General features: G+C 61.4%; 17 protein-coding genes and 2 pseudogenes. 7 read left to right on the top strand and 12 right to left on the bottom strand.

Going from position 1 to position 18,360, the window contains the following annotated elements:
- The 3 genes from H3221_RS00005 to H3221_RS00015 form a co-directional block, all read right to left on the bottom strand.
- Positions 1-944, bottom strand: a 944-nt coding sequence (locus H3221_RS00005) for a zinc-dependent alcohol dehydrogenase family protein (protein WP_224490439.1), incomplete at its 3' end; no start/stop codon positions are given.
- Between the two features lie 142 nt (positions 945-1,086).
- Positions 1,087-1,578: a hypothetical protein gene (locus tag H3221_RS00010; protein ID WP_196477098.1), complete on the bottom strand. Its 492-nt coding sequence runs from the start codon at positions 1,576-1,578 to the stop codon at positions 1,087-1,089.
- Between the two features lie 152 nt (positions 1,579-1,730).
- Entirely contained in the window at positions 1,731-2,033 is a 303-nt protein-coding gene (locus H3221_RS00015) for an ArsR/SmtB family transcription factor (RefSeq protein WP_196477099.1), read from the bottom strand.
- 614 nt (positions 2,034-2,647) lie between these two features.
- On the opposite strand from H3221_RS00015, the pseudogene H3221_RS00020 reads away from it, so the two are divergent.
- Positions 2,648-2,791: pseudogene (locus H3221_RS00020) on the top strand (TetR family transcriptional regulator); the annotation flags it as partial.
- A gap of 62 nt (positions 2,792-2,853) precedes the next feature.
- Here H3221_RS00020 and H3221_RS00025 read toward each other — a convergent pair.
- Positions 2,854-3,077: pseudogene (locus tag H3221_RS00025) on the bottom strand (hypothetical protein); the annotation flags it as partial.
- A 117-nt stretch (positions 3,078-3,194) separates the two neighbouring features.
- Here H3221_RS00025 and H3221_RS00030 point away from each other — a divergent pair.
- Complete coding sequence (locus tag H3221_RS00030) at positions 3,195-4,403, top strand: MFS transporter (RefSeq protein ID WP_196477100.1); 1,209 nt, start codon at positions 3,195-3,197, stop codon at positions 4,401-4,403.
- Between the two features lie 40 nt (positions 4,404-4,443).
- Here H3221_RS00030 and H3221_RS00035 read toward each other — a convergent pair whose 3' ends face one another.
- The 7 genes from H3221_RS00035 to H3221_RS00065 all read right to left on the bottom strand — a co-directional run bounded on the left by H3221_RS00035 (position 4,444) and on the right by H3221_RS00065 (position 11,970).
- A complete protein-coding gene (locus tag H3221_RS00035; RefSeq protein WP_196477101.1) occupies positions 4,444-5,388 on the bottom strand; it encodes a LysR family transcriptional regulator in 945 nt (314 codons plus the stop codon).
- Positions 5,389-5,614: 226 nt separating this feature from the next.
- Positions 5,615-6,544, bottom strand: coding sequence for a D-2-hydroxyacid dehydrogenase family protein (locus H3221_RS00040; protein ID WP_196477102.1), 930 nt, complete (start codon positions 6,542-6,544; stop codon positions 5,615-5,617).
- A 14-nt stretch (positions 6,545-6,558) separates the two neighbouring features.
- Entirely contained in the window at positions 6,559-8,073 is a 1,515-nt protein-coding gene (locus tag H3221_RS00045) for a tripartite tricarboxylate transporter permease (RefSeq protein WP_196477103.1), read from the bottom strand.
- A 4-nt stretch (positions 8,074-8,077) separates the two neighbouring features.
- Complete coding sequence (locus H3221_RS00050) at positions 8,078-8,530, bottom strand: tripartite tricarboxylate transporter TctB family protein (protein WP_196477104.1); 453 nt, start codon at positions 8,528-8,530, stop codon at positions 8,078-8,080.
- 52 nt (positions 8,531-8,582) lie between these two features.
- Positions 8,583-9,563 (bottom strand): Bug family tripartite tricarboxylate transporter substrate binding protein, encoded by a 981-nt coding sequence (locus H3221_RS00055; RefSeq protein WP_196477105.1) that lies wholly within the window; start codon positions 9,561-9,563, stop codon positions 8,583-8,585.
- Between the two features lie 40 nt (positions 9,564-9,603).
- Positions 9,604-10,854: an OprD family porin gene (locus tag H3221_RS00060; RefSeq protein WP_192979853.1), complete on the bottom strand. Its 1,251-nt coding sequence runs from the start codon at positions 10,852-10,854 to the stop codon at positions 9,604-9,606.
- Positions 10,855-10,893: 39 nt separating this feature from the next.
- On the bottom strand, positions 10,894-11,970 hold the full coding sequence (locus H3221_RS00065) for a 4-oxalomesaconate tautomerase (protein ID WP_196477106.1): 1,077 nt from the start codon (positions 11,968-11,970) through the stop codon (positions 10,894-10,896).
- A 212-nt stretch (positions 11,971-12,182) separates the two neighbouring features.
- Here H3221_RS00065 and H3221_RS00070 point away from each other — a divergent pair, with 212 nt between their 5' ends.
- Both H3221_RS00070 and H3221_RS00075 read left to right on the top strand, forming a co-directional pair.
- Positions 12,183-13,115 carry a LysR family transcriptional regulator gene (locus H3221_RS00070; protein WP_196477107.1) on the top strand — a complete coding sequence of 311 codons (933 nt, stop codon included), beginning with the start codon at positions 12,183-12,185 and terminating at the stop codon, positions 13,113-13,115.
- A gap of 129 nt (positions 13,116-13,244) precedes the next feature.
- Positions 13,245-15,443 (top strand): OsmC domain/YcaO domain-containing protein, encoded by a 2,199-nt coding sequence (locus H3221_RS00075; RefSeq protein ID WP_196477108.1) that lies wholly within the window; start codon positions 13,245-13,247, stop codon positions 15,441-15,443.
- 17 nt (positions 15,444-15,460) lie between these two features.
- Here H3221_RS00075 and H3221_RS00080 read toward each other — a convergent pair whose 3' ends face one another.
- A complete protein-coding gene (locus tag H3221_RS00080; RefSeq protein WP_196477109.1) occupies positions 15,461-16,375 on the bottom strand; it encodes a LysR family transcriptional regulator in 915 nt (304 codons plus the stop codon).
- Positions 16,376-16,470: 95 nt separating this feature from the next.
- Here H3221_RS00080 and H3221_RS00085 point away from each other — a divergent pair, with 95 nt between their 5' ends.
- The 3 genes from H3221_RS00085 (at position 16,471) to H3221_RS00095 (ending at position 18,353) form a co-directional block, all read left to right on the top strand.
- Entirely contained in the window at positions 16,471-16,785 is a 315-nt protein-coding gene (locus H3221_RS00085; RefSeq protein WP_196477110.1) for a putative quinol monooxygenase, read from the top strand.
- A 2-nt stretch (positions 16,786-16,787) separates the two neighbouring features.
- The gene (locus tag H3221_RS00090) at positions 16,788-17,642 is read left to right on the top strand and encodes a type 1 glutamine amidotransferase domain-containing protein (RefSeq protein ID WP_196477111.1); all 855 of its coding nucleotides are present in this window, start codon (positions 16,788-16,790) and stop codon (positions 17,640-17,642) included.
- A gap of 117 nt (positions 17,643-17,759) precedes the next feature.
- Positions 17,760-18,353 (top strand): nucleotidyltransferase family protein, encoded by a 594-nt coding sequence (locus H3221_RS00095; RefSeq protein ID WP_196477112.1) that lies wholly within the window; start codon positions 17,760-17,762, stop codon positions 18,351-18,353.
- Positions 18,354-18,360: the final 7 nt, after the last annotated feature.

Consider the following 18,360-nt stretch of genomic DNA (forward strand, 5'->3'; position numbering starts at 1 on the left):
GCGACTTTCCCGCGAAGACCGTTGTTAGGGGTCTCCAGCAGCGCATGCGCGCTTGCAATGTCAGCGAGCGAGTAGACCGCGCCAACATGGGGGCGCAACTGGCCGCGCTCGACCAATGCCTTCAGTTCATCGAGCTTGCCGCGGTTCTGGCGGGTGAAGACGAAGTGGTAGCTGGCGTTCTTGCCCCAGGCCTGAATGAGGTTCTGCGGCTTGGCGATGTCCACGATCGAAACCACGCGGCCGAGCTGGGCGAGCGCGTCGGGGCTGCGGGTCAGGGTGTCGCCGCCGATGGTGTCGAAGATCACATCCACGCCGTGGCCATCGGTTTCTCGCAGGATGGCGTCAACGTAATCCTCTTGTTCGTAGTCGATGACCACGTCGGCACCCAGTCCCCGGGCGAACTCGAAGTTCGCTTCACGCACGGTGGTGAACACCCGGGCGCCAATGGCTTTGGCCACCTGGATCGCCACGTGGCCGACGCCACCGGCGCCGCCGTGGATCAGAATGCTTTCCCCGACCCTGAGCGATACGCGCCCGACCAGCGCTTCCCAGACCGTTCCGCCGACCAGCGTCAGGCTTGCCGCCTCGAGGTGGCTCAGCGATGCCGGCTTCTTGCCGATGATGCTTTCGGACGCGACGTGGTACTCGGCATAACTGCCGTCACCTTCGAAAATCTGCGTGGTGTACCAGACTTCGTCGCCTGGCACGAAGCTCGTCACACCCGGGCCGACGGCTTCGACGACACCGGATACGTCATGCCCGGTAATGGCGGGAAGGGGCACGTAGTCGACGTAGTCGCCGCGACGCACCTGGTAATCCAGCGGGTTGATGGAGGTTGCGTGAACCCGCACCAGCACTTGGCCTGCCTGCGGTACGGGTTTGGCCACTTCGCTCAGTTCGAATGCGTTCGGGCCGCCAAAGGATTTGAGTACTTGCGCTTTCATTGTGGTTCCTCGCTTCTAGAAAAAGGGATATAGGGAATTTTCGATATGTAGACACGTAAAATAGTTCTTTCACGGTGGGCATTAACGCTACCCAGTGCGCTCACCGTCGATGACAGCCAGTAGTTTTCGGTCGAAACCATCTTCAAGCAATGCGCTGGCCAAGGGGCGTACGGCCAAAACCACCTTCAGCAATACGTTTGCCGAGAGGGGTGCGGCTGAAACCACCTTCAGCAATGCGCTCGCCCAGAGGCGTGCGGTCGAAACCGTCTGCAGCAATGCGCTCACCGAGAGGCGTGCGGTCGAAACCATCTTCAGCAATGCGCTCGCCCAGAGGCGTGCGGTCGAAACCATCTTCAGCAATGCGCTCGCCCAGAGGCGTGCGGTCGAAACCATCTTCAGCAATGCGCTCGCCCAGAGGCGTGCGGTCGAAACCATCTTCAGCAATGCGTTCGCCGAGAGGCGTGCGGTCGAAACCATTTTCTGAAACATCCAGATGCTCGGTGGTTACTTGCTGGCCGGTCGTAGCACTTTGCAACGGCTGCGGGTTAGAAGGAGTTACAGCGAATGCAGATGAAGCCACATGGGCCAGAATTACAGCTGTAAGTAAGTTCTTCAAAAAAGTTTGCGCTTTCATTTTTGGTTCCTCGTTTCTGGAAAAAGGGATATAGGGAATTTTCGATATGTAGGATTAAAAAAATTCACGGTCTTACCTAAGGTCTCTCCATCGTGAGTCCTCGCTTCTGCAAAAAGGGATATCGAGAATTATCGATACATAAGGTTAAAAAATTACAGCTCTTTGCCTATGAGCTCAGCCAGAGCACGGATATTGGCTTCATTGCGCTTGTAGTAGGTCCACTGTCCGACCCGGCGTACTTCGACCAGGCCTACACGCTGCAGCGTCGCAAGGTAATCCGACACCGTCGACTGCGACAGACCCACACCTTCCTGAATACTGCTGACGCACACACCCACGGTATGAACGTCGCCCTCATCCTGGGGAGGAAAGTTCTTCACCGGATCCTTCAACCCCTTGAGGATTCCAAGGCGTGTAGGGTTTGAAAGGGCTTTGAATACATTGATCAGTTCCATGGGGGACAATAATATCGACATTTACCGATATGTCAATGCGATGGTCGACCGTTCGTCGGGCATTGAATCCAAGGGCTGCGTTCATCTCACCGACGCTTAACTCTGCTATCAGATCATCGCTCAGGATAGTCACCCGTGGAACAGAGCACGCTCGCTAGCACGGGGGACGCGGCAGGAGGGGCACGACACCTGCGAACGTCGTACCTGCTGATCGGGCCATCTCGCCCGGTGCTGTATTACCCGCACCTCATCGAGCAAAATACCAGGCTGCAAGCCGAGGGACAGCAAGTCCGGGAGCATCGGCAATTGATGGCCTGTAGCTGTAAACACGGCCCGAACATGCCCTCGCCGCCCTGCCCTTTGGCACCTGCCACAGCATCAGTGGCGTTATCAGCGCCATTGGCCTGGCATCTGATCGAAACGAAGGTCTGATGGTGGCGCTGCTCGCCGAAGGAGCCATCCCCTGTTCTGTCTGCAGGTACCTGCGCCTGCATGGATGAAAGCAGCCCCAATGCAACTGCATACAACACGTATGCGAATCAGAATACAACGTACGCGGCGCATGCCAATTGACTCATACGCATCGCATGCAAATTGCTTGAGGACGAATTTCGATAGCGCAGAAGCGTGCAGCGATGATCGGGGAAACGCGCAACAAACTGATCAAAGCGGCGCGCGAGGCTTTCGCGGCGAAGGGCTATGCGGACAGTTCGATGGACGACCTGACCGCTGCCGCAGGTCTGACGAGGCCAAGGCTGGACTGAATCGGCTCGTCGAGGGTTGAGTCATGAAGGAAATCTTGCCCGCATCCGAACAGGATTCAACAGGGTTCCACGCCAAACCGGGCAGATATCTCCGCGCCAGGATTCAGCCTCACCGCCTCGGCCAGATGCTCCGGCGCCTGGGCATGACCAGGCTGGAGTCACCCAGGATGTCCTGCAGGGTGAGGATGTTGCCGCCGTTCTGGATGAAATGGCTGGCGGTGGTGTGTCGCGAGGAATGGGCGGCCTGCCCTTTCGGCAGGCGGATGGTTGTCCTGGCCAGCGCCCAGGTTGCCACCACCAATTAACGAAATTTATTCATTAATAGAATGAATAAATACCAAAAATAAGAACATAAATAATTAATAGACTCGCGGTCGTTCTTATCGGAGCTCCGTCCATGTCTGTTCATGAATCAGCCTCTCAATCTGTCGGCTCGCAACGAGGCGCCGGCCTTAGCGTTGCCATCCTGGCATTTTCCGCTTTTCTCATCGTCACCACTGAATTTCTGATCGTCGGCCTCCTGCCTTCTCTTGCCCGAGACCTGGATATTTCCATCTCAATGGCAGGCCAACTGGTGACTCTTTTTGCCTTCACGGTGATGATTTTCGGCCCACCGCTGACAGCAATGCTGTCTCATCTTGATCGGAAGAGGCTGTTCGTGGCCATTCTGCTGATTTTCGCCGCATCGAACGCGCTTGCGGCGGTATCGGACAGCTTTTGGCTTCTCGCCGTCGCGCGCCTGGTGCCTGCACTGGCGTTGCCCGTTTTCTGGGGTACCGCCAGTGAAACCGCAGGGCAACTGGTCGGCCCCGAAAAAGCGGGCCAGGCGATCGCGAATGTTTACCTGGGTATCTCTGCCGCGATGCTGCTCGGCATTCCTCTGGGCACTCTGGTGTCGAATGCGCTCGGCTGGAGGGGCGCATTCTGGTCGCTCGCCGGCTTATCGATGATCATGGCGCTGGCAGTTCTGGCGTTCATGCCTGCCGTTTCCCGCACTGCCAAGGTGAATTTTCTTCAGCAAGCGAAGATTTTCAAGGAACCCTATTTCCTTTCGAATGTGCTGCTTTCCATCGTCGTGTTCAGCGCCATGTTCACCGCCTACACCTACCTGGCCGACATCCTGGAGCGCGTGGCGGGCGTGCGTCCGGAAAATATCGGATGGTGGCTGATGGCATTCGGCGCAGTCGGCCTGGTCGGCAACTGGATTGGCGGCAAGGCGATTGATATATCCCCGATCAAGGCCAGCGTACTCTTTTTGCTTCTGCTGGCGATTGGCATGACTGCGATTGTTCCGTTCGCTCATGTGGGCCTGATTTTCTGTGCTGCGCTGGGCCTGTGGGGCATTGCAAATACCGCCCTTTATCCGGTCAGCCAGGTCCGGGTCATGAGTTCGGTCTCCCACTCCAAGGCACTGGCGGGCACCACCAACGTATCGGCGGCGAATGCCGGCATCGGTATTGGCGCTATTGTCGGCGGCATGACCATTGCCAATCTGGGCGTCGAGTATCTTGGCTATGCGGCTGCAGTTATCGCCGTCATCGCTCTGATGTTGGTGCCGCTGGTACACAAGTTGGCGTCCCGGCAGGAGCAGGCGCCTGCGACCTGAAAGCGTCGGTTCAGGTCATGCGGAGCAGGGTTCAGAGCAATCAGTGCTCCGCCGTATCTGTCGAGACTCTCGTTCCATAAGGCGTAAGCCGGAGGCGCAGGTAGTCCAGCAGGGCTCTGACCTTGGCGACGTTTTCGCGTTTTTTCAGCCAGATCAAATGCATGGGCAAACCATCCGTAGCCAGGTCTGGCAGCACCTCGACAAGCGTGCCCTGTTCAATGTGGCGCTGCGTAAGCCAGGTTGGTAACTGCCCGATACCGTGACCTGCAAGCACCGCTGCCACCTCCCCTTCGCCGTCTCCCACTGCAATTCGCGTCTGCATGGTTCGGCGCTCCATCTCTCCCGGCCGCGCACCCCTGAAGAACCATGGGCTGACCAAGCCATCGCTCTGCACGTAACCGATGCACTGGTGGTTATCCAGATCATCCTGTCTTTCTGGACAGCCGAAGCGCCTAACGTAGTCCGGTGAAGCGCAGAAGATCAGGCGCTGGGCACCGAAATACTCATGCCCCAGATTGGCCGGCCAGGTATCCGGGCCACCGATGCGAACGACGATATCGATGTTCTCGTAAACAGGATCGATGAACCGATCGGTGAACGAGATATGCGGCTGGAGCATGGGGTGCAGGCGGACAAAATCCATGATCAACGGCAGCACATGGAGGCGACCGTAGGAGGCCGGCAGGTCTATGCGGACCTTGCCATGGAGCTCGTGTTCCTCGCTGACGAGCGCATGCTCGACCTCTTCCAGCTCGGACAGAACCGATGTGCAGGTTCTGTAGAACAGGACTCCGGCATCGGTGAGCGCCAGCGAACGAGTGGTGCGATTGAACAGCCGCGTGCCCAAGCGCTCCTCCAGCCGTGCCACGCTCTTGCTGACGGCGGAACCGGTGAGATTGAGGCGTTCGGCAGCAGCACTGAAGCTGCCAGAATCAGCGACAGCCACAAAGACATCGATCCCCTTCAGCCGCTCGGATGAGTGCATCCCTATCTCCATTTCTGAACCCTGGTGCGATGCTACCGAAATACCTGGCGGAGGCCTGCATCCGAATCGCTGATTCGCTCAAGAGCACGCTGCAGATCGATGCGTTGAGCTGATGCCATGGAGCGCCGAGCGCTGGCTGCTGAGCACAGAGAGCCAGCGCTGGTGAAAAAACGCCGAGGAGGATTCGGGCTCTGCCTCCATAATCCTTGCCGCAGCGCTCAGGGCGTCATCCTTGCGCAAACGCCCTGACATTGGCGAAAGCCTCGCCGAAGTAGGCTTCGTAGCTGTGTTTTTCGACGTAGCCCAGGTGCGGCGTACAGAGCACGCGCGGATGGATCAGCAGCGGATGATCGGCCTGCAGGATCGGCTCCTGCTCGAACACGTCCAGCGCGGCGTGGCCGGGCCGGCCATGGTCCAATGCGTCGAGTAGCGCCCCGGGGGCGATCAGCTCGGCGCGGCTGGTATTGACCAGCAGCGCGTCAGGTTTCATTCGCGCCAGGTCGGCAGCGCCTACGCAATGCCGGGTGGCGGGCACCAGACGCAGGTGCAGGCTGAGCACGTCGGCCTGCTCGAAGAAGGCTTCGCGCGTCGGCGCGGCCTCGTAGCCATCGGCGATGGCGGCCTGGCGCGAGGCCTCGCTGCCCCACACCAGCACACGCAGGTCGAAGGCGCGCGCATAACGCGCCAGGCGCTGGCCAATCTTGCCGTAACCCCAGATGCCCAGCGTCTGACCATACAGACGCTGGCCCAGGTTGACCTGCCAGTGCCCGGCATACAGGCCGTTCATGGCCTCGCGCAACTGCCTCCGGGCATTGAGGATCAGCGCCCAGGTCAGCTCGGCCGCCGCGATAGGCGAGCCGGTGCCCTCGGCGACGATCACGCCGCGCTCGCGGCAAGCCTCCAGATCCAGATGCGGGCCGGCTCGCCCGGTCTGGCTGATCAGCTTCAAGTTCGGCAAGCGTGCCAGCAGCGCGGCATCGATACGCGTGCGCTCGCGGGTCAGCACCAGCGCCTCGGCATCGGCGAAGCGCTCGGCCAGCACCTGCGGATCGCTCACGGCATCGTGATACAGGCGGACATCGAAGCCCTCCAACAAGCGGAAACAATCGAGCTGTTGAACAACCTGCTGATAGTCATCCGGTATCACGATACGCATGCCAACCCTCCGAATCAGGCCACGCTGGCGGCGCGGCCCTGCTGACGACGCGCACGCCAGGCGCGCCAGAATGGCAGCACGATCATCACCGCCACCAGGCCCCAGACCACCCAGGTGATCGGGCTGGCGTACAGGATACCGAGATCACCGCTGGACAGGGAAAGCGCACGACGCAGGTTCTGCTCCATCATCCCGCCGAGGATGAAACCGAGCAGGATCGCCGACAGCGGGAAGTCCAGCTTGCGCATGACGTAGCCGAAGAGGCCGATGGCGATCATCAGGTACAGGTCGAAGGTGGTCGCGTGCACCGCGTACACACCGATGGCAGTGATGATCGCCACCGCCGGTACCAGTGCCCAGTAAGGTACCGCCAGCACCTTGGTGAAGACCTTGATCATCGGCACGTTCATGATGATCAGCATGATGTTGGCGACGAACAGCGAGGCAATCAGGCCCCAGACGATGTCCGGCTGGTTCTGGAACAACAGCGGTCCCGGCGTGATGTTGTAAAGCGTCAGGGCGCCGAGCATCACCGCCGTGGTGCCCGAGCCCGGCACGCCCAGGGTCAGCATCGGCACCATGGAGCCACAGGCAGCCGCGCTGTTGGCGGTTTCCGGTGCGGCCAGACCGCGCAGGTCGCCGTTGCCGAACTTGTTGTCTTTCACCGCCAGGCGCTTCTCGCTCATGTAGGACACCGCGCTGGCCAGCGTCGCCCCGGCACCCGGTAGCACGCCGAGCACGAAGCCGACCACGCCGCTGCGCAGGTTGGTGGCAAACACGAAGCCGCCCTCCTTCATGCTGAACAGCATGCGCCCGCTGGCTTTGATTGCCTTCTGGCCATGATGGGTACGCTCGAGCAGCACCAACAGCTCACTGACCGAAAACAGCCCAAGCACCAGCACCACGAACTGGATGCCATCGGCCAGGCCCAGGCTGCCGAAGGTGAAGCGGTAGACGCCGCTGTTTGCGTCGATGCCTACGCAAGAAAGCAGCAGACCGATCAGCGCCGCAACAGCGGTTTTCAGGGGTTTGTTGCCGGCCATCCCGGCCAGGCAGGTGATGGCGAAGACCATCAGCACGAAATATTCAGCGGGGCCGAACGCAACCGCCCACTTGGCCAGCAGCGGCGCGAACAGGACGACACCAGCGGTGGCGATCAGGCCGCCGATGAACGAGCTCCAGGCCGACAGGGACAGTGCGACACCGGCTTGGCCCTGACGCGCGAGCGGGTAACCATCTAGGGTGGTCATCACCGCAGAGGCCTCACCCGGAATGTTCAGCAGGATCGAGGAAATACGGCCGCCATATTCGCAACCCAGGTACACCGCAGCTAGCAGGATCAATGCGGTTTCCGGCGGCAGCCCCAGGGCGAAAGCGACCGGAATCAGCAGGGCCACGCCGTTGATCGGCCCCAGCCCGGGCAGCAGACCGACGACCGTGCCGATCAGGGTCCCGCACAGGGCAGTAAGCAGGTTGTAGGGACTCAGCGCCACGCCGAAGCCATGGCCGAGATAACCGAGAGTATCCATGGGTTCAGCTCTCCAGGGTCGAAAGGATGCCAAGCGGCAGGGGTACGGCGAGGGCTCTGTCGAACAGCAGGTAGAGGCCGATTGCCAACACCACACCACTGATCAGGCTGTGCAGCCAGCTGCCGCCATACAGACGCGCCATGCCGATGCCGAACAGCACGCTGGCGGGGATGAAACCGAGCGATTCGAACAGCACCGCATAGCCAATCATCAGGCCGAGAAAGACCAGCGCCTTGATCATCACTTCGCGGTTCAAGGGTGGCTCTTCGCCCTGCACCTCACCTGCCGGCTTGAGCAGCAGTTGCAGGCAGGCACAGGCGATCAGCAGTAGCAGCAGCAACGGGAAGGCCTTGGGCCCGACCGGCTCGTAGGCAAACGGGGCGCTGTAGCCCCAGGCGAAAAATCCCAGGATGCAGCAAAGCAGCAGGGTCACCCCCGCAAAGATACGGTCATGCATGTGGATGCGCTCCAGAACGCTGCGCCGTCAGGGACGGCGCATGGGAACTCGATTACTCGACCAGGCCGAACTCGCGACCGAGCTTGCGGTACTCAGCAACCTGACTCTTGACCAGCGCATCGAGCTCCGGCCCTGTCACGTAGTAGGGCAGTACATCGCGGTCGGCGAGGTAGGCCTGGAAGTCGCTGGAGGCCGCAAGCTTGGCGAAGCGCTCCTGCCACCAGGCCACGTCTTGCTCTGTCACGTCCGGGCCGAGGAAGTAGCCGCGAATCAGTGGCCACTGGATCTCGTAACCCTGCTCGCGGGCGGTGGGAATCGAGGCCAGATCACCACCCAGACGCTCTTCGCTGAAGATCGCCAGGGTGCGGATCTTGTTGCCCTGCTGCGCGCGGATCTCGCTTGCGCTGCCAGTGACCAGGTCCACGTGGCCGCCCATCAGCGCCATGTAGTGCTCGGCGCCGCCCTCGAACGCGGCGTAACGCAGCTCGCGCGGATCTACACCTGCCGCGCGGGCCAGCAGGGCAATCTTCACCCAGCCCTGACCGCCGACACTGCCACCGCCGCCGACCACGATGCTTTTCGGGTCTTTCTTCAGCCCCTGCACCACATCGTCGAGGTTCTTGTAAGGCGAGTCGTCACGTACTGCCAGGGTGCCGTAATCGTTGCCGACGGTGGCCAGCCACTTCACTGCGGTCTCGTCGAAACGACCGTATTTGCCCAAAGCCAGGTTCAGCAGCGAGGCGCCGGAGAAGGCCACCAGGGTGCCGGGTTCTGCCCGACGGTTGGCGGCGATGGAGTTGTAGGCCACGGCGCCGATGCCGCCAGGCATGTAGGTCACGCGCATCGGCGCCTTGAGCAGGCCTTCGTCCTTGAAACCGGCCTGGGCCAACTTGCAGGTCAGGTCGAAGCCGCCGCCTGGCTTGCTTGGAGCAATGCACTCAGGACGGGAAGGTTCACCGGCCAGTGCCGAGCCACTGGCAAGTAATAGGGCGAAAGACAGCGGCAGAATGCGGCGAATAGTGCAATTGATCATGATGAGTTCCTCTTATTGGTCTTGTATGTAGGCCGGTGCGTTACCAGAGCGGCACGATATAGCTCAGGATCAGACGATTCTCGTCCAGGTCACGAACGAAGCTCGAACGGTAAGTCGCGTTTCTCCAGGTCACTTTGAGATTCTTCAGCGGGCCATCACCGAAGGCGTAGGCGATATCGGTATTACGCTCCCACTCGCGCCCCTCGCCTACCGCCAGGTCGACCTGATCACCGCGTACATAGCGGGTCATGAAGGTCAGTCCCTGCACGCCGACGCGGGCGAAGTCGAAGTCATAGCGCAGCTGCCAGGAACGCTGGTCCGGGCCGGCGAAATCATTGATCTGCAGGAAATTGGTCAGGTAAGGCGTGGCACCGTTGACATAGGTAAAGGCATCATCGCCGAGCATTTTCTGATAGCCGAGCCCCAGAGAATGCCCCGCGACGCTGTAGGTGAACATCGCGTTGACGGCCTGGTTGTCGATCTTGCCAACCCGCTCCTGCCCCGCTTCGCTGTTATTGAAATAGCGCAGGTCGCTTTTCAGCTTGCCAGGCCCTAGCGCCAGGTTGTGCTGCACGCCGAGAAAATGCTGGCGATAGACATCGCTCAGTTCGGCGTAGTGATAGCTGGCGAGCAACTGCGGGTTGATCGCGTAATCGACCCCGGCGAAGCGCAGCTCGTCGCTCTCGGGGCTGCGACCGAAGCGGCCATTCTTGTTGTTCAGCGCCAGCTTGTCGGAGCCGGAGACATTGCGCTGCACCACACGGTCGATCTCGCCCAGGGTGAAGGTGGCGCGCTCGAGATCCTTGCTCTGCACCTGCCACCCCTCGAACACCTGTGGCAGCAGACGCGAATTGCTGTACTGCAGGTAGGGCATCTTTGGCAGCAAGGTGCCCACGCGCAGCTGGCTTTCGGCGAAACGCACCTTGCCGGTCACGCCGAGCTTGCTGTAGTCGTCTTCGGCACGGTTGCGACTGTCACGCGGCAGCAGATCGGTGCCGCTGCGATCAGGCGAGGAGTCGAGCTTGACCCCCAGCATGCCGATGGCATCGATGCCGAAACCCACGGTGCCCTGGGTGTATCCGGACTCCAGGTTGAGGATGAAGCCCTGCGCCCATTCTTCACGTTTGTTCTGCCCGGCATTCTCGCGAAAGTCGCGGTTGAGGTAGAAGTTGCGCAGCTCCAGGCTGGCCTTGCTGTCCTCGATGAAACCGGCGGCATGGACACTGACTGCTGGCAGCGCCATGACCGTCATGCCGACGACGGAGCAACTGAGGGATTTTTTTCTTGTCATTGTGGTTGGCCCTACGGGTGTGGTTGTAGTGAAGCGAAATCAGGTGCCGGTGCGCCGCAGGCTGGGGATGTACACCTCACCCGAGAACAGGCGACGGGCCGTGCGTACCAGCGAGGCGCGCAGGTGCTCGGGGTTGCCGTCGGCGGCAGGCTGCAGGGAAACCTCGATCTGCCCGCCCGGGTGTTCCAGGCGTACCAGCGCCTCGCCTTCGATGGGCGCGGTGTCCTGAGCGACGCTGCCGGGCAGCGCACAGGCCGTGGCCAGGCCGATAGCCCCGGTGGCGGCGACCGAGCGGTGGCAGTTGTGCGGCATGAAATAGCGCACGCTCAGCGTGCCGCCGTGACGTGCAGGTGCCAGCAGCACCGGCTTGGGGATGACCATCTGCGATACGTCGCCAAGGCCCATGGCCAGGCCGGCCTGCAGGCGAATGCGCTCCAGACGCTGGAGAAACGCACTGTCGGCATCCAGTTCGGCAGGCGACTCATAGCCGGTCTTGCCCAGTGCCTCGGCATGCATCAGCACCATCGGCATGGCCATGTCGATGCAGGTCACCTCGACACCATCGAACGCGTCACGCACGCGGCCGGTGGGCAGCAGACGGCCGGTCTTGCCACCAGCGGCATTGAGGAAAGTCAGCTTGATCGGCGCGGCGGTACCGGGCACGCCGTCGATGGCGGTGTCGCCGTCATAACGCACGCGGCCGCCCGGGGTCATCACGTCGGAATCAACGAAGGTGTTGGTGTTGAGGTTGCGGATGCGCACACGGGTCATCGGTGAGCCGGCATTGACCAGGCCGTGTTCGATGGCGAAAGGGCCGATGGCACAAAGCATGTTGCCGCAGTTGGGCGCGGTGTCGACGCGGCGCTGGGTGACCATGACCTGCACGAACAGGTAGTCGACATCGGCGTCCGGGTGCGGCGAACGACTGACGATCGCAACCTTGCTGGTCTGCGGGCTGCCGCCACCTATGCCGTCGATTTCCAGCTCGTGGCCCGAACCCATCAGGCTCAGCAATACCTCGTCGCGCTGCTGCGGGTCCGTGGGCAGGTGATTGGCCAGAAAGACCGGCCCCTTCGAAGTACCGCCTCGCATGAGTACACAAGGTACCGTCCGCATGATGCCTCCAACGCAATAAACCTAGTGATTGTTGCTTTGCGTCGATTATGAGGAGCGGATATTTATTCTGTAAAATGCATATATTTTGATATTTATTCCATTTATAGCATTAATGCACGTGCGTATTTCCCCGCTTGCCAGTCCTGAGCCGAAAGACTAGGGTTCATTGCTAACCTGCAAACAAAAATACGCCAGACTGATAACTCATACGCATGAATTACGAACTGCAAGATATCCGCGCTTTCGTGAAAATCGCCGAGTTCGGCAACTTTCACGAGGCCGCCAATGCCATTCACCTTTCCCAGCCGGCACTGACCCGTCGCATGCAGAAGCTGGAAGAGAGCCTCGGCATCCAGTTGCTGGACCGCACCACACGCCGCGTCAGCCTGACCGCCGTGGGGCGTGATTTTCTGCCCAAGGCGCAGCGTCTGCTGGACGACTTCGAGCGTTCGATCCTTGGCATCCGCGAGTTGGCCGAGCGCCAGTCCGGCCAGGTCACCCTCGCCTGCATCCCGACGGCAGCCTTCTACTTCCTGCCGACGGTGATCCGCGCCTTCAACCTGCAGTACCCGAAGATCCGCATCCGTATCCTCGACCTCAGCGCCCATGAAGGGCTGGAAGCGGTGATACGTGGCGAGGCCGATTTCGGCATCAACATGCAGAGCGGACAAAGCGCGGAAATCGACTTCACCCCGCTGGTCAACGAGCCTTTCGTGCTCGCCTGCCGGCGCGACCATCCACTGGCCAAGCAGCCGGAAGTGGCCTGGCGCGAGCTGAGCGATTACCGCCTGATCGGCGTCGGACGGCTCAGTGGCAACCGCGTGCTGCTCGATCACGGCCTGGCCCACCTCGACTGGCGCCCGAGTTGGTTCTACGAGGTGCAGCATCTTTCGACATCGTTGGGCATGGTCGAGGCCGGCCTGGGCATCGCCGCCCTGCCCAGCCTGGCGATGCCGGCCGAGGACCATCCGATTCTGGTCAGCCGGCCGCTGGTCGACCCGGTGATCAGCCGCACCCTGGGCCTGGTTCGCCGCCGCGGCTCTTCGCTGTCACCGGCAGCGGAACAGTTCGTCGAGACTCTGCTGCGGCAATGGCCGAGCTACACCTCCATCGGAACCAGCAACACCGCCGAACTCGACAGCTGAGCCGTCGCTCGGGCCGGCATTGCGCTCGCCGCCGGTCCGGCGCGCCTTGATCGCCAGCCGCCAAGCAAGACAGGCCGCCGAAAACCCGGATAATGGCGGCCATTTTGTTTCGCTCGCTGGTACTGCCCCATGGAAATCAAGGTCAACTTTCTCGACAACCTGCGCCTCGAAGCCAAGTTCGACGACTTCACGGTGATCGCCGATCAGCCGATCCGCTACAAGGGCGACGGCTCGGCGCCGGGGCCGTTCGACTATTTCCTGGCCTCTTCGGCGCTGTGCGCGGCCTACTTCGTCAAGCTGTACTGCCAGACGCGGGACATCCCCACCGAGCACATTCGCCTGTCGCAGAACAACATCGTCGCCCCGGAGAACCGCTACGCGCAGATCTTCAAGATCCAGGTCGAGCTGCCGGCCGATATCTCCGAGAAGGACCGTCAGGGCATCCTGCGCTCCATCGACCGCTGCACCGTTAAGAAGGTGGTGCAGCAAGGCCCCGAGTTCATCATCGAGGAGGTGGAAAACCTCGACGCCGACGCCCAGGCGCTGCTGATGCCGGTGTCGGATACCACCACCTACATCCCGGGCAAGGACCTGCCACTGGAGCAGACCATCGCCAACATGTCGGGCATCCTCGCGGACCTGGGGATGAAGATCGAGATCGCCTCCTGGCGCAACATCGTGCCCAATGTCTGGTCGCTGCACATTCGCGACGCGCAGTCGAACCTGTGCTTCACCAACGGCAAGGGTGCGACCAAGGAAAGCGCGCTGGCCTCGGCCCTCGGCGAGTTCATCGAGCGGCTGAACTGCAACTTCTTCTACAACGACCAGTTCTGGGGCGAGGACATCGCGACTGCCGAGTTCGTCCACTACCCCAACGAACGCTGGTTCAAGCCAGGGCCGAAGGATGCGCTGCCCGAGGAAATTCTCGACGAGCACTGCCTGGCCATCTACAACCCGGATGGCGAGTTGCGCGGCTCGCACCTGTACGACACCAATTCGGGCAACACCTTGCGCGGTATCTGCTCGCTGCCGTTCGTGCGCCGGTCCGATGGCGAGACGGTGTATTTCCCGTCCAACCTGATCGAAAACCTCTACCTGTCCAACGGCATGAGCGCCGGCAACACCCTGGCCGAGGCCCAGGTGCAGTGCCTGTCGGAAATCTTCGAACGGGCGGTCAAGCGCGAGATTCTGGAGAACGAGCTGTGCCTGCCGGATGTGCCGCAGGAGGTGCTGGCCAAGTACCCGGGCATCGTTGCCGGCATCCAGGGCCTGGAGGAACAAGGCTTCCCGGTGCTGGTGAAAGACGCCTCGCTCGGCGGTGAATTCCCGGTGATGTGCGTGACCCTGATGAACCCGCGTACCGGCGGCGTATTCGCCTCCTTCGGCGCGCATCCGAGCCTGGAAGTAGCACTGGAGCGCAGCCTCACCGAACTGCTCCAGGGCCGCAGCTTCGAGGGCCTCAACGACCTGCCGCAGCCGACCTTCGATAGCCTGGCGCTGACCGAGCCGAACAACTTCGTCGAGCACTTCATCGACTCCAGCGGCGTGGTGTCCTGGCGCTTCTTCGGCGCCACGCCGGACTTCGAATTCGTCGAATGGGACTTCTCCGGCGAAGGGGCAGATTCCAACGAGCAGGAAGCCGCTACCCTGTTCGGCATCCTCGAAGAGCTGGGCAAGGAAGTCTATGTCGCCACCTATGACGACCTCGGCGCCAACGCCTGCCGCATCCTGGTGCCGGGCTACTCGGAGATCTATCCGGTCGAGGACCTGATCTGGGACAACACCAACAAGGCGCTGCTGTTTCGCAAGGACATCCTCAACCTGCACGCCCTCAGCGACCGCGAGCTCAAGTCGCTGCTGCGCAACCTCAGCAACAGCGAAGTCGACGATTACACCGACATCACCACGCTGATCGGCATCGAGTTCGACGACAACACGGTGTGGGGCCAGCTGACCATCCTCGAGCTGAAGCTGTTGATCAACCTGGCGCTGAAGAAATACGACGACGCCAAGGAGTTGGTCGAGGCCTTCCTGCAGTACAACGACAACACCGTCGAGCGCGGCCTGTTCTACCAGGCGGTCAATGCGGTGCTGGAGATCCAGCTGGACGATGAACTGGAGCTGGTCAACTACGAGCACAACCTGCGGCGCATGTTCGGCAACGAACGCATGGACGCGGTGATCGGCTCGGTGCACGGCAGCGTGCGCTTCCATGGTCTGACACCCACCAGCATGAAGCTCGAAGGCCTGGACAAACACCTGCGCCTGATCGACAGCTACAAGAAACTGCATAGCGCCCGCGCCAGGGCGGCAGGTCTGGCCGGCTGACGAAGCAAGGGGCTTCGTCAGTCCGCCACCTGCGCCACCTTCTGCACCTGGCGGCGAAACCAACTGCGCAGTGGATCGGCATGGGTGCGCTCATGCCAGATCTGCATCACGTCGACACGCGGTAACGCCAGCGGCAGCGGATGCATGCGCAGCTCGGGGTCACGGGCGACCGCTTCGTCAGCCAACGAACGCAAACAGGTAAGCAGCAGGTCGCTACCGCGCAGCAAACGTGGTGGTGCAATGAAGCTGGACAGTCCGGCAGCGATCCGTCGCTGCAATCCTTGTTGCTGCAATGCCCTGTCCACCAACCCCTCGAGATCCCCCGTCAACGTAGTGATCAGGTGCTCGCAGGTGACGAACGTCTGCAGGTCCAGTCCGCCCGCCAGGCGCGGGTTGTCATGCGCGGCGAGCACGACGAAGTCTTCGCTGAGCAGACGCTGCTGATGGAAAGTCCCAGGCAGGTCCTTGTAGAAGCCCGCGATGGCCAGATCGCAGGTGCCCTTTTCCAGCTCATCGCGAGGCAGTTGGCCGCGGGTGTTATGGGTGACCAGCACCAGGTTTGGCGCATGCTGACGCAAAATCGGCAGCAGCCTGGGCAGCAGGGTTTGCTCGATGTAATCCGTACTGTAGAGATGTAGGCGTTCGATACGGCGCAAAAAGTCCTGACCATCGCACCGCTCGTAGAACCCCTCCAACTCGCCCACCAGGCGCTGAACCTGCGGTGCCAACCCATGAGCCCGAGGCGTCGGCGTCAAGCCTCGCGGTGCACGCACGAACAGCGGATCACCGAACTGATGACGCAGCTTGTTCAGCTTGTGGCTCAGCGCCGGCTGGCTGAGCGCCATGCGTTCAGCCGCCAGCGTGGCATTGCGCTCCTGATAGAGCACATGGAAGACCAGCAGCAGGTTCAGGTCCTTCTTGGCGATATTCATTTTATGAATTCCTGAAATAAGCGCTTTCGAATTTTCGAATCATATCGTCAAGCCTAGGATCGCTCCTGAAAACCTGTTGCTCACTGGAGAACAGCATGACGATCGGTATCTTCGCCACCATAACGCCTCATCCCGAGCACCATGACGCGGTCGAGCAAGCCCTGCGCCTGATGGTGCAGCAGTCACGGGCCGAGGCTGGCAATTTGCGTTACGACCTGTTCCTGCGCGATGACGGCCTGGCCTTCGACCTGTTCGAACTGTACGTCGATGCAGCCGCCATCGACGCCCATCGCCAAAGCAGCCACTACCAGCACTACCGCGCCACGACAGCCGGTTGGCTGAGCGCACCCCCGCAAGTGCGCGTGTCCAATGCGCTGGACGTGGCGCCCCTTCCCCAATCAGGAGAATGATCATGATCAAGAAAATCACCCTTGCCATCGCAGCCGCCGGCACGCTGCTCGCCGGCAATGCCCTGGCCGCTACCAAAGGCGAAGTTCTGGTGCTGCTGTCGAGCGAAACGCAGTTGGCACTGAAAGATGGCAAGCAGTACACCACCGGTTTTTATCTGAACGAATTCGGAGTGCCGGCTGACCACCTGCTCAAAGCGGGCTATGAGCTGGTGCTGGTGACCCCCAAGGGCAATGCGCCGCGAGTCGATGAAAATTCGGTGACGGCACAGTACTTTGGCGGCGACGAACAGGAGATGCAGCGCATCCGCGCCCTGGTGGAAAACCTGCCGGGCATCGACGACACGCTGTCGCTCAAGGAAGTGCTGGAAAGCGATTTGAACCGCTACGCCGGCCTGCTGATTCCCGGCGGCCATGCGCCGCTGATCGACTTGGCCAATAACCCTGAGGTCGGCGCACTGCTGCGTCACTTTCACCAGGCTGGCAAGCCGACCGCCGCTATCTGCCACGGCCCGATCGCTCTGCTATCGGCCCAGCGTGATCCGGCGGGCTACCAGGCGGCGCTGGCCAATGGGGAACAACCGGCGGCCAATGACTGGATCTACAAGGGCTACCGCATGACCATCTTCTCCACTCCGGAAGAGGAGGTCTTCGAGCAGTCGCTGCAGGGTGAGCGGATTCTGTTTTACCCGGCCACCGCGATGGAAAGTGCCGGCGGCAGGTTGAACTACGCCGAAGTATGGGCGCCCCACGTGGTCGTGGACCGTGAACTGATCACCGGGCAGAACCCATTCTCCGACCATGCACTGGGCGAGAGACTGGTGCAGATGCTCGACACCCACCACGAGCAGGGACGGTAAGCCGCCAACCGGCAGGACGAGGCGCCACGCATCGTCCTGCCGGTTCATGAATGGCCTCACAGCACAGCCGCATGAGCCCCTACAATCGGCGGTACTCACATCCTTCGCAGGCGTGACATGCAACCGAATCAGCCCCCTCACTCCATCGCCGCGCTGATGCTCGCCGCTGGCTACAGCCGCCGTTTCGGCGCCGACAAACGTCGCCTGCAACTCGGCGACGGCCGCTCGCTGCTGGCGGCCAGCCTGGCGCTGCCCTGTTCGATGCTCGAAGAGGTCTGGCTGGTGCTGCGCCCTGACGAGACAAGCGCTGAGTTGGGATTATCCGCAGGCATCAGGCTCGTCCAGCATCCAGCGACGGCGCAAGGCATGGGCTACAGCCTGGCCGCAGGGGCCAAGCGGCTGCTCGCCGAATCGAGCGCAATGGCCGTGGCGATCTTTCTCGCCGATATGCCACATATTCGCCGGGACAGTCTGGAAACTCTGCTCGCCTGCGCCAGTACAGACAAAATCTTACTGCCCAGCTACCAGGGTAAACGCGGCCATCCGGTGCTGTTCGGCCGTGATTTCTGGCCGCAGCTGGCGGCGCTGAGCGGCGATGTCGGCGCCAGGCCGGTGCTTCAGCAGAACGCCGAAGCCCTGCGCATAGTCGAGCTGGCTGACCCCGGCGTGCTGCAGGATATCGATACCCCGCAAGACCTGGCTCGGCTCTAGCGCTCCA

It is taken from the genome of Pseudomonas chaetocerotis (assembly GCF_015712105.2).
Lineage (GTDB): Bacteria > Pseudomonadota > Gammaproteobacteria > Pseudomonadales > Pseudomonadaceae > Aquipseudomonas > Aquipseudomonas chaetocerotis.

Coding starts and splice junctions, on each gene's coding strand:
- H3221_RS00035 (WP_196477101.1), bottom strand. CDS start 5,388: ATGCACTCATCCGAGCGGCTGAAGGGGATCGATGTCTTTGTGGCTGTC.
- H3221_RS00075 (WP_196477108.1), top strand. CDS start 13,245: ATGGAAATCAAGGTCAACTTTCTCGACAACCTGCGCCTCGAAGCCAAG.
- H3221_RS00050 (WP_196477104.1), bottom strand. CDS start 8,530: ATGCATGACCGTATCTTTGCGGGGGTGACCCTGCTGCTTTGCTGCATC.
- H3221_RS00055 (WP_196477105.1), bottom strand. CDS start 9,563: ATGATCAATTGCACTATTCGCCGCATTCTGCCGCTGTCTTTCGCCCTA.
- H3221_RS00030 (WP_196477100.1), top strand. CDS start 3,195: ATGTCTGTTCATGAATCAGCCTCTCAATCTGTCGGCTCGCAACGAGGC.
- H3221_RS00040 (WP_196477102.1), bottom strand. CDS start 6,544: ATGCGTATCGTGATACCGGATGACTATCAGCAGGTTGTTCAACAGCTC.
- H3221_RS00010 (WP_196477098.1), bottom strand. CDS start 1,578: ATGAAAGCGCAAACTTTTTTGAAGAACTTACTTACAGCTGTAATTCTG.
- H3221_RS00090 (WP_196477111.1), top strand. CDS start 16,788: ATGATCAAGAAAATCACCCTTGCCATCGCAGCCGCCGGCACGCTGCTC.
- H3221_RS00065 (WP_196477106.1), bottom strand. CDS start 11,970: ATGCGGACGGTACCTTGTGTACTCATGCGAGGCGGTACTTCGAAGGGG.
- H3221_RS00015 (WP_196477099.1), bottom strand. CDS start 2,033: ATGGAACTGATCAATGTATTCAAAGCCCTTTCAAACCCTACACGCCTT.
- H3221_RS00095 (WP_196477112.1), top strand. CDS start 17,760: ATGCAACCGAATCAGCCCCCTCACTCCATCGCCGCGCTGATGCTCGCC.
- H3221_RS00085 (WP_196477110.1), top strand. CDS start 16,471: ATGACGATCGGTATCTTCGCCACCATAACGCCTCATCCCGAGCACCAT.
- H3221_RS00070 (WP_196477107.1), top strand. CDS start 12,183: ATGAATTACGAACTGCAAGATATCCGCGCTTTCGTGAAAATCGCCGAG.
- H3221_RS00060 (WP_192979853.1), bottom strand. CDS start 10,854: ATGACAAGAAAAAAATCCCTCAGTTGCTCCGTCGTCGGCATGACGGTC.
- H3221_RS00080 (WP_196477109.1), bottom strand. CDS start 16,375: ATGAATATCGCCAAGAAGGACCTGAACCTGCTGCTGGTCTTCCATGTG.
- H3221_RS00045 (WP_196477103.1), bottom strand. CDS start 8,073: ATGGATACTCTCGGTTATCTCGGCCATGGCTTCGGCGTGGCGCTGAGT.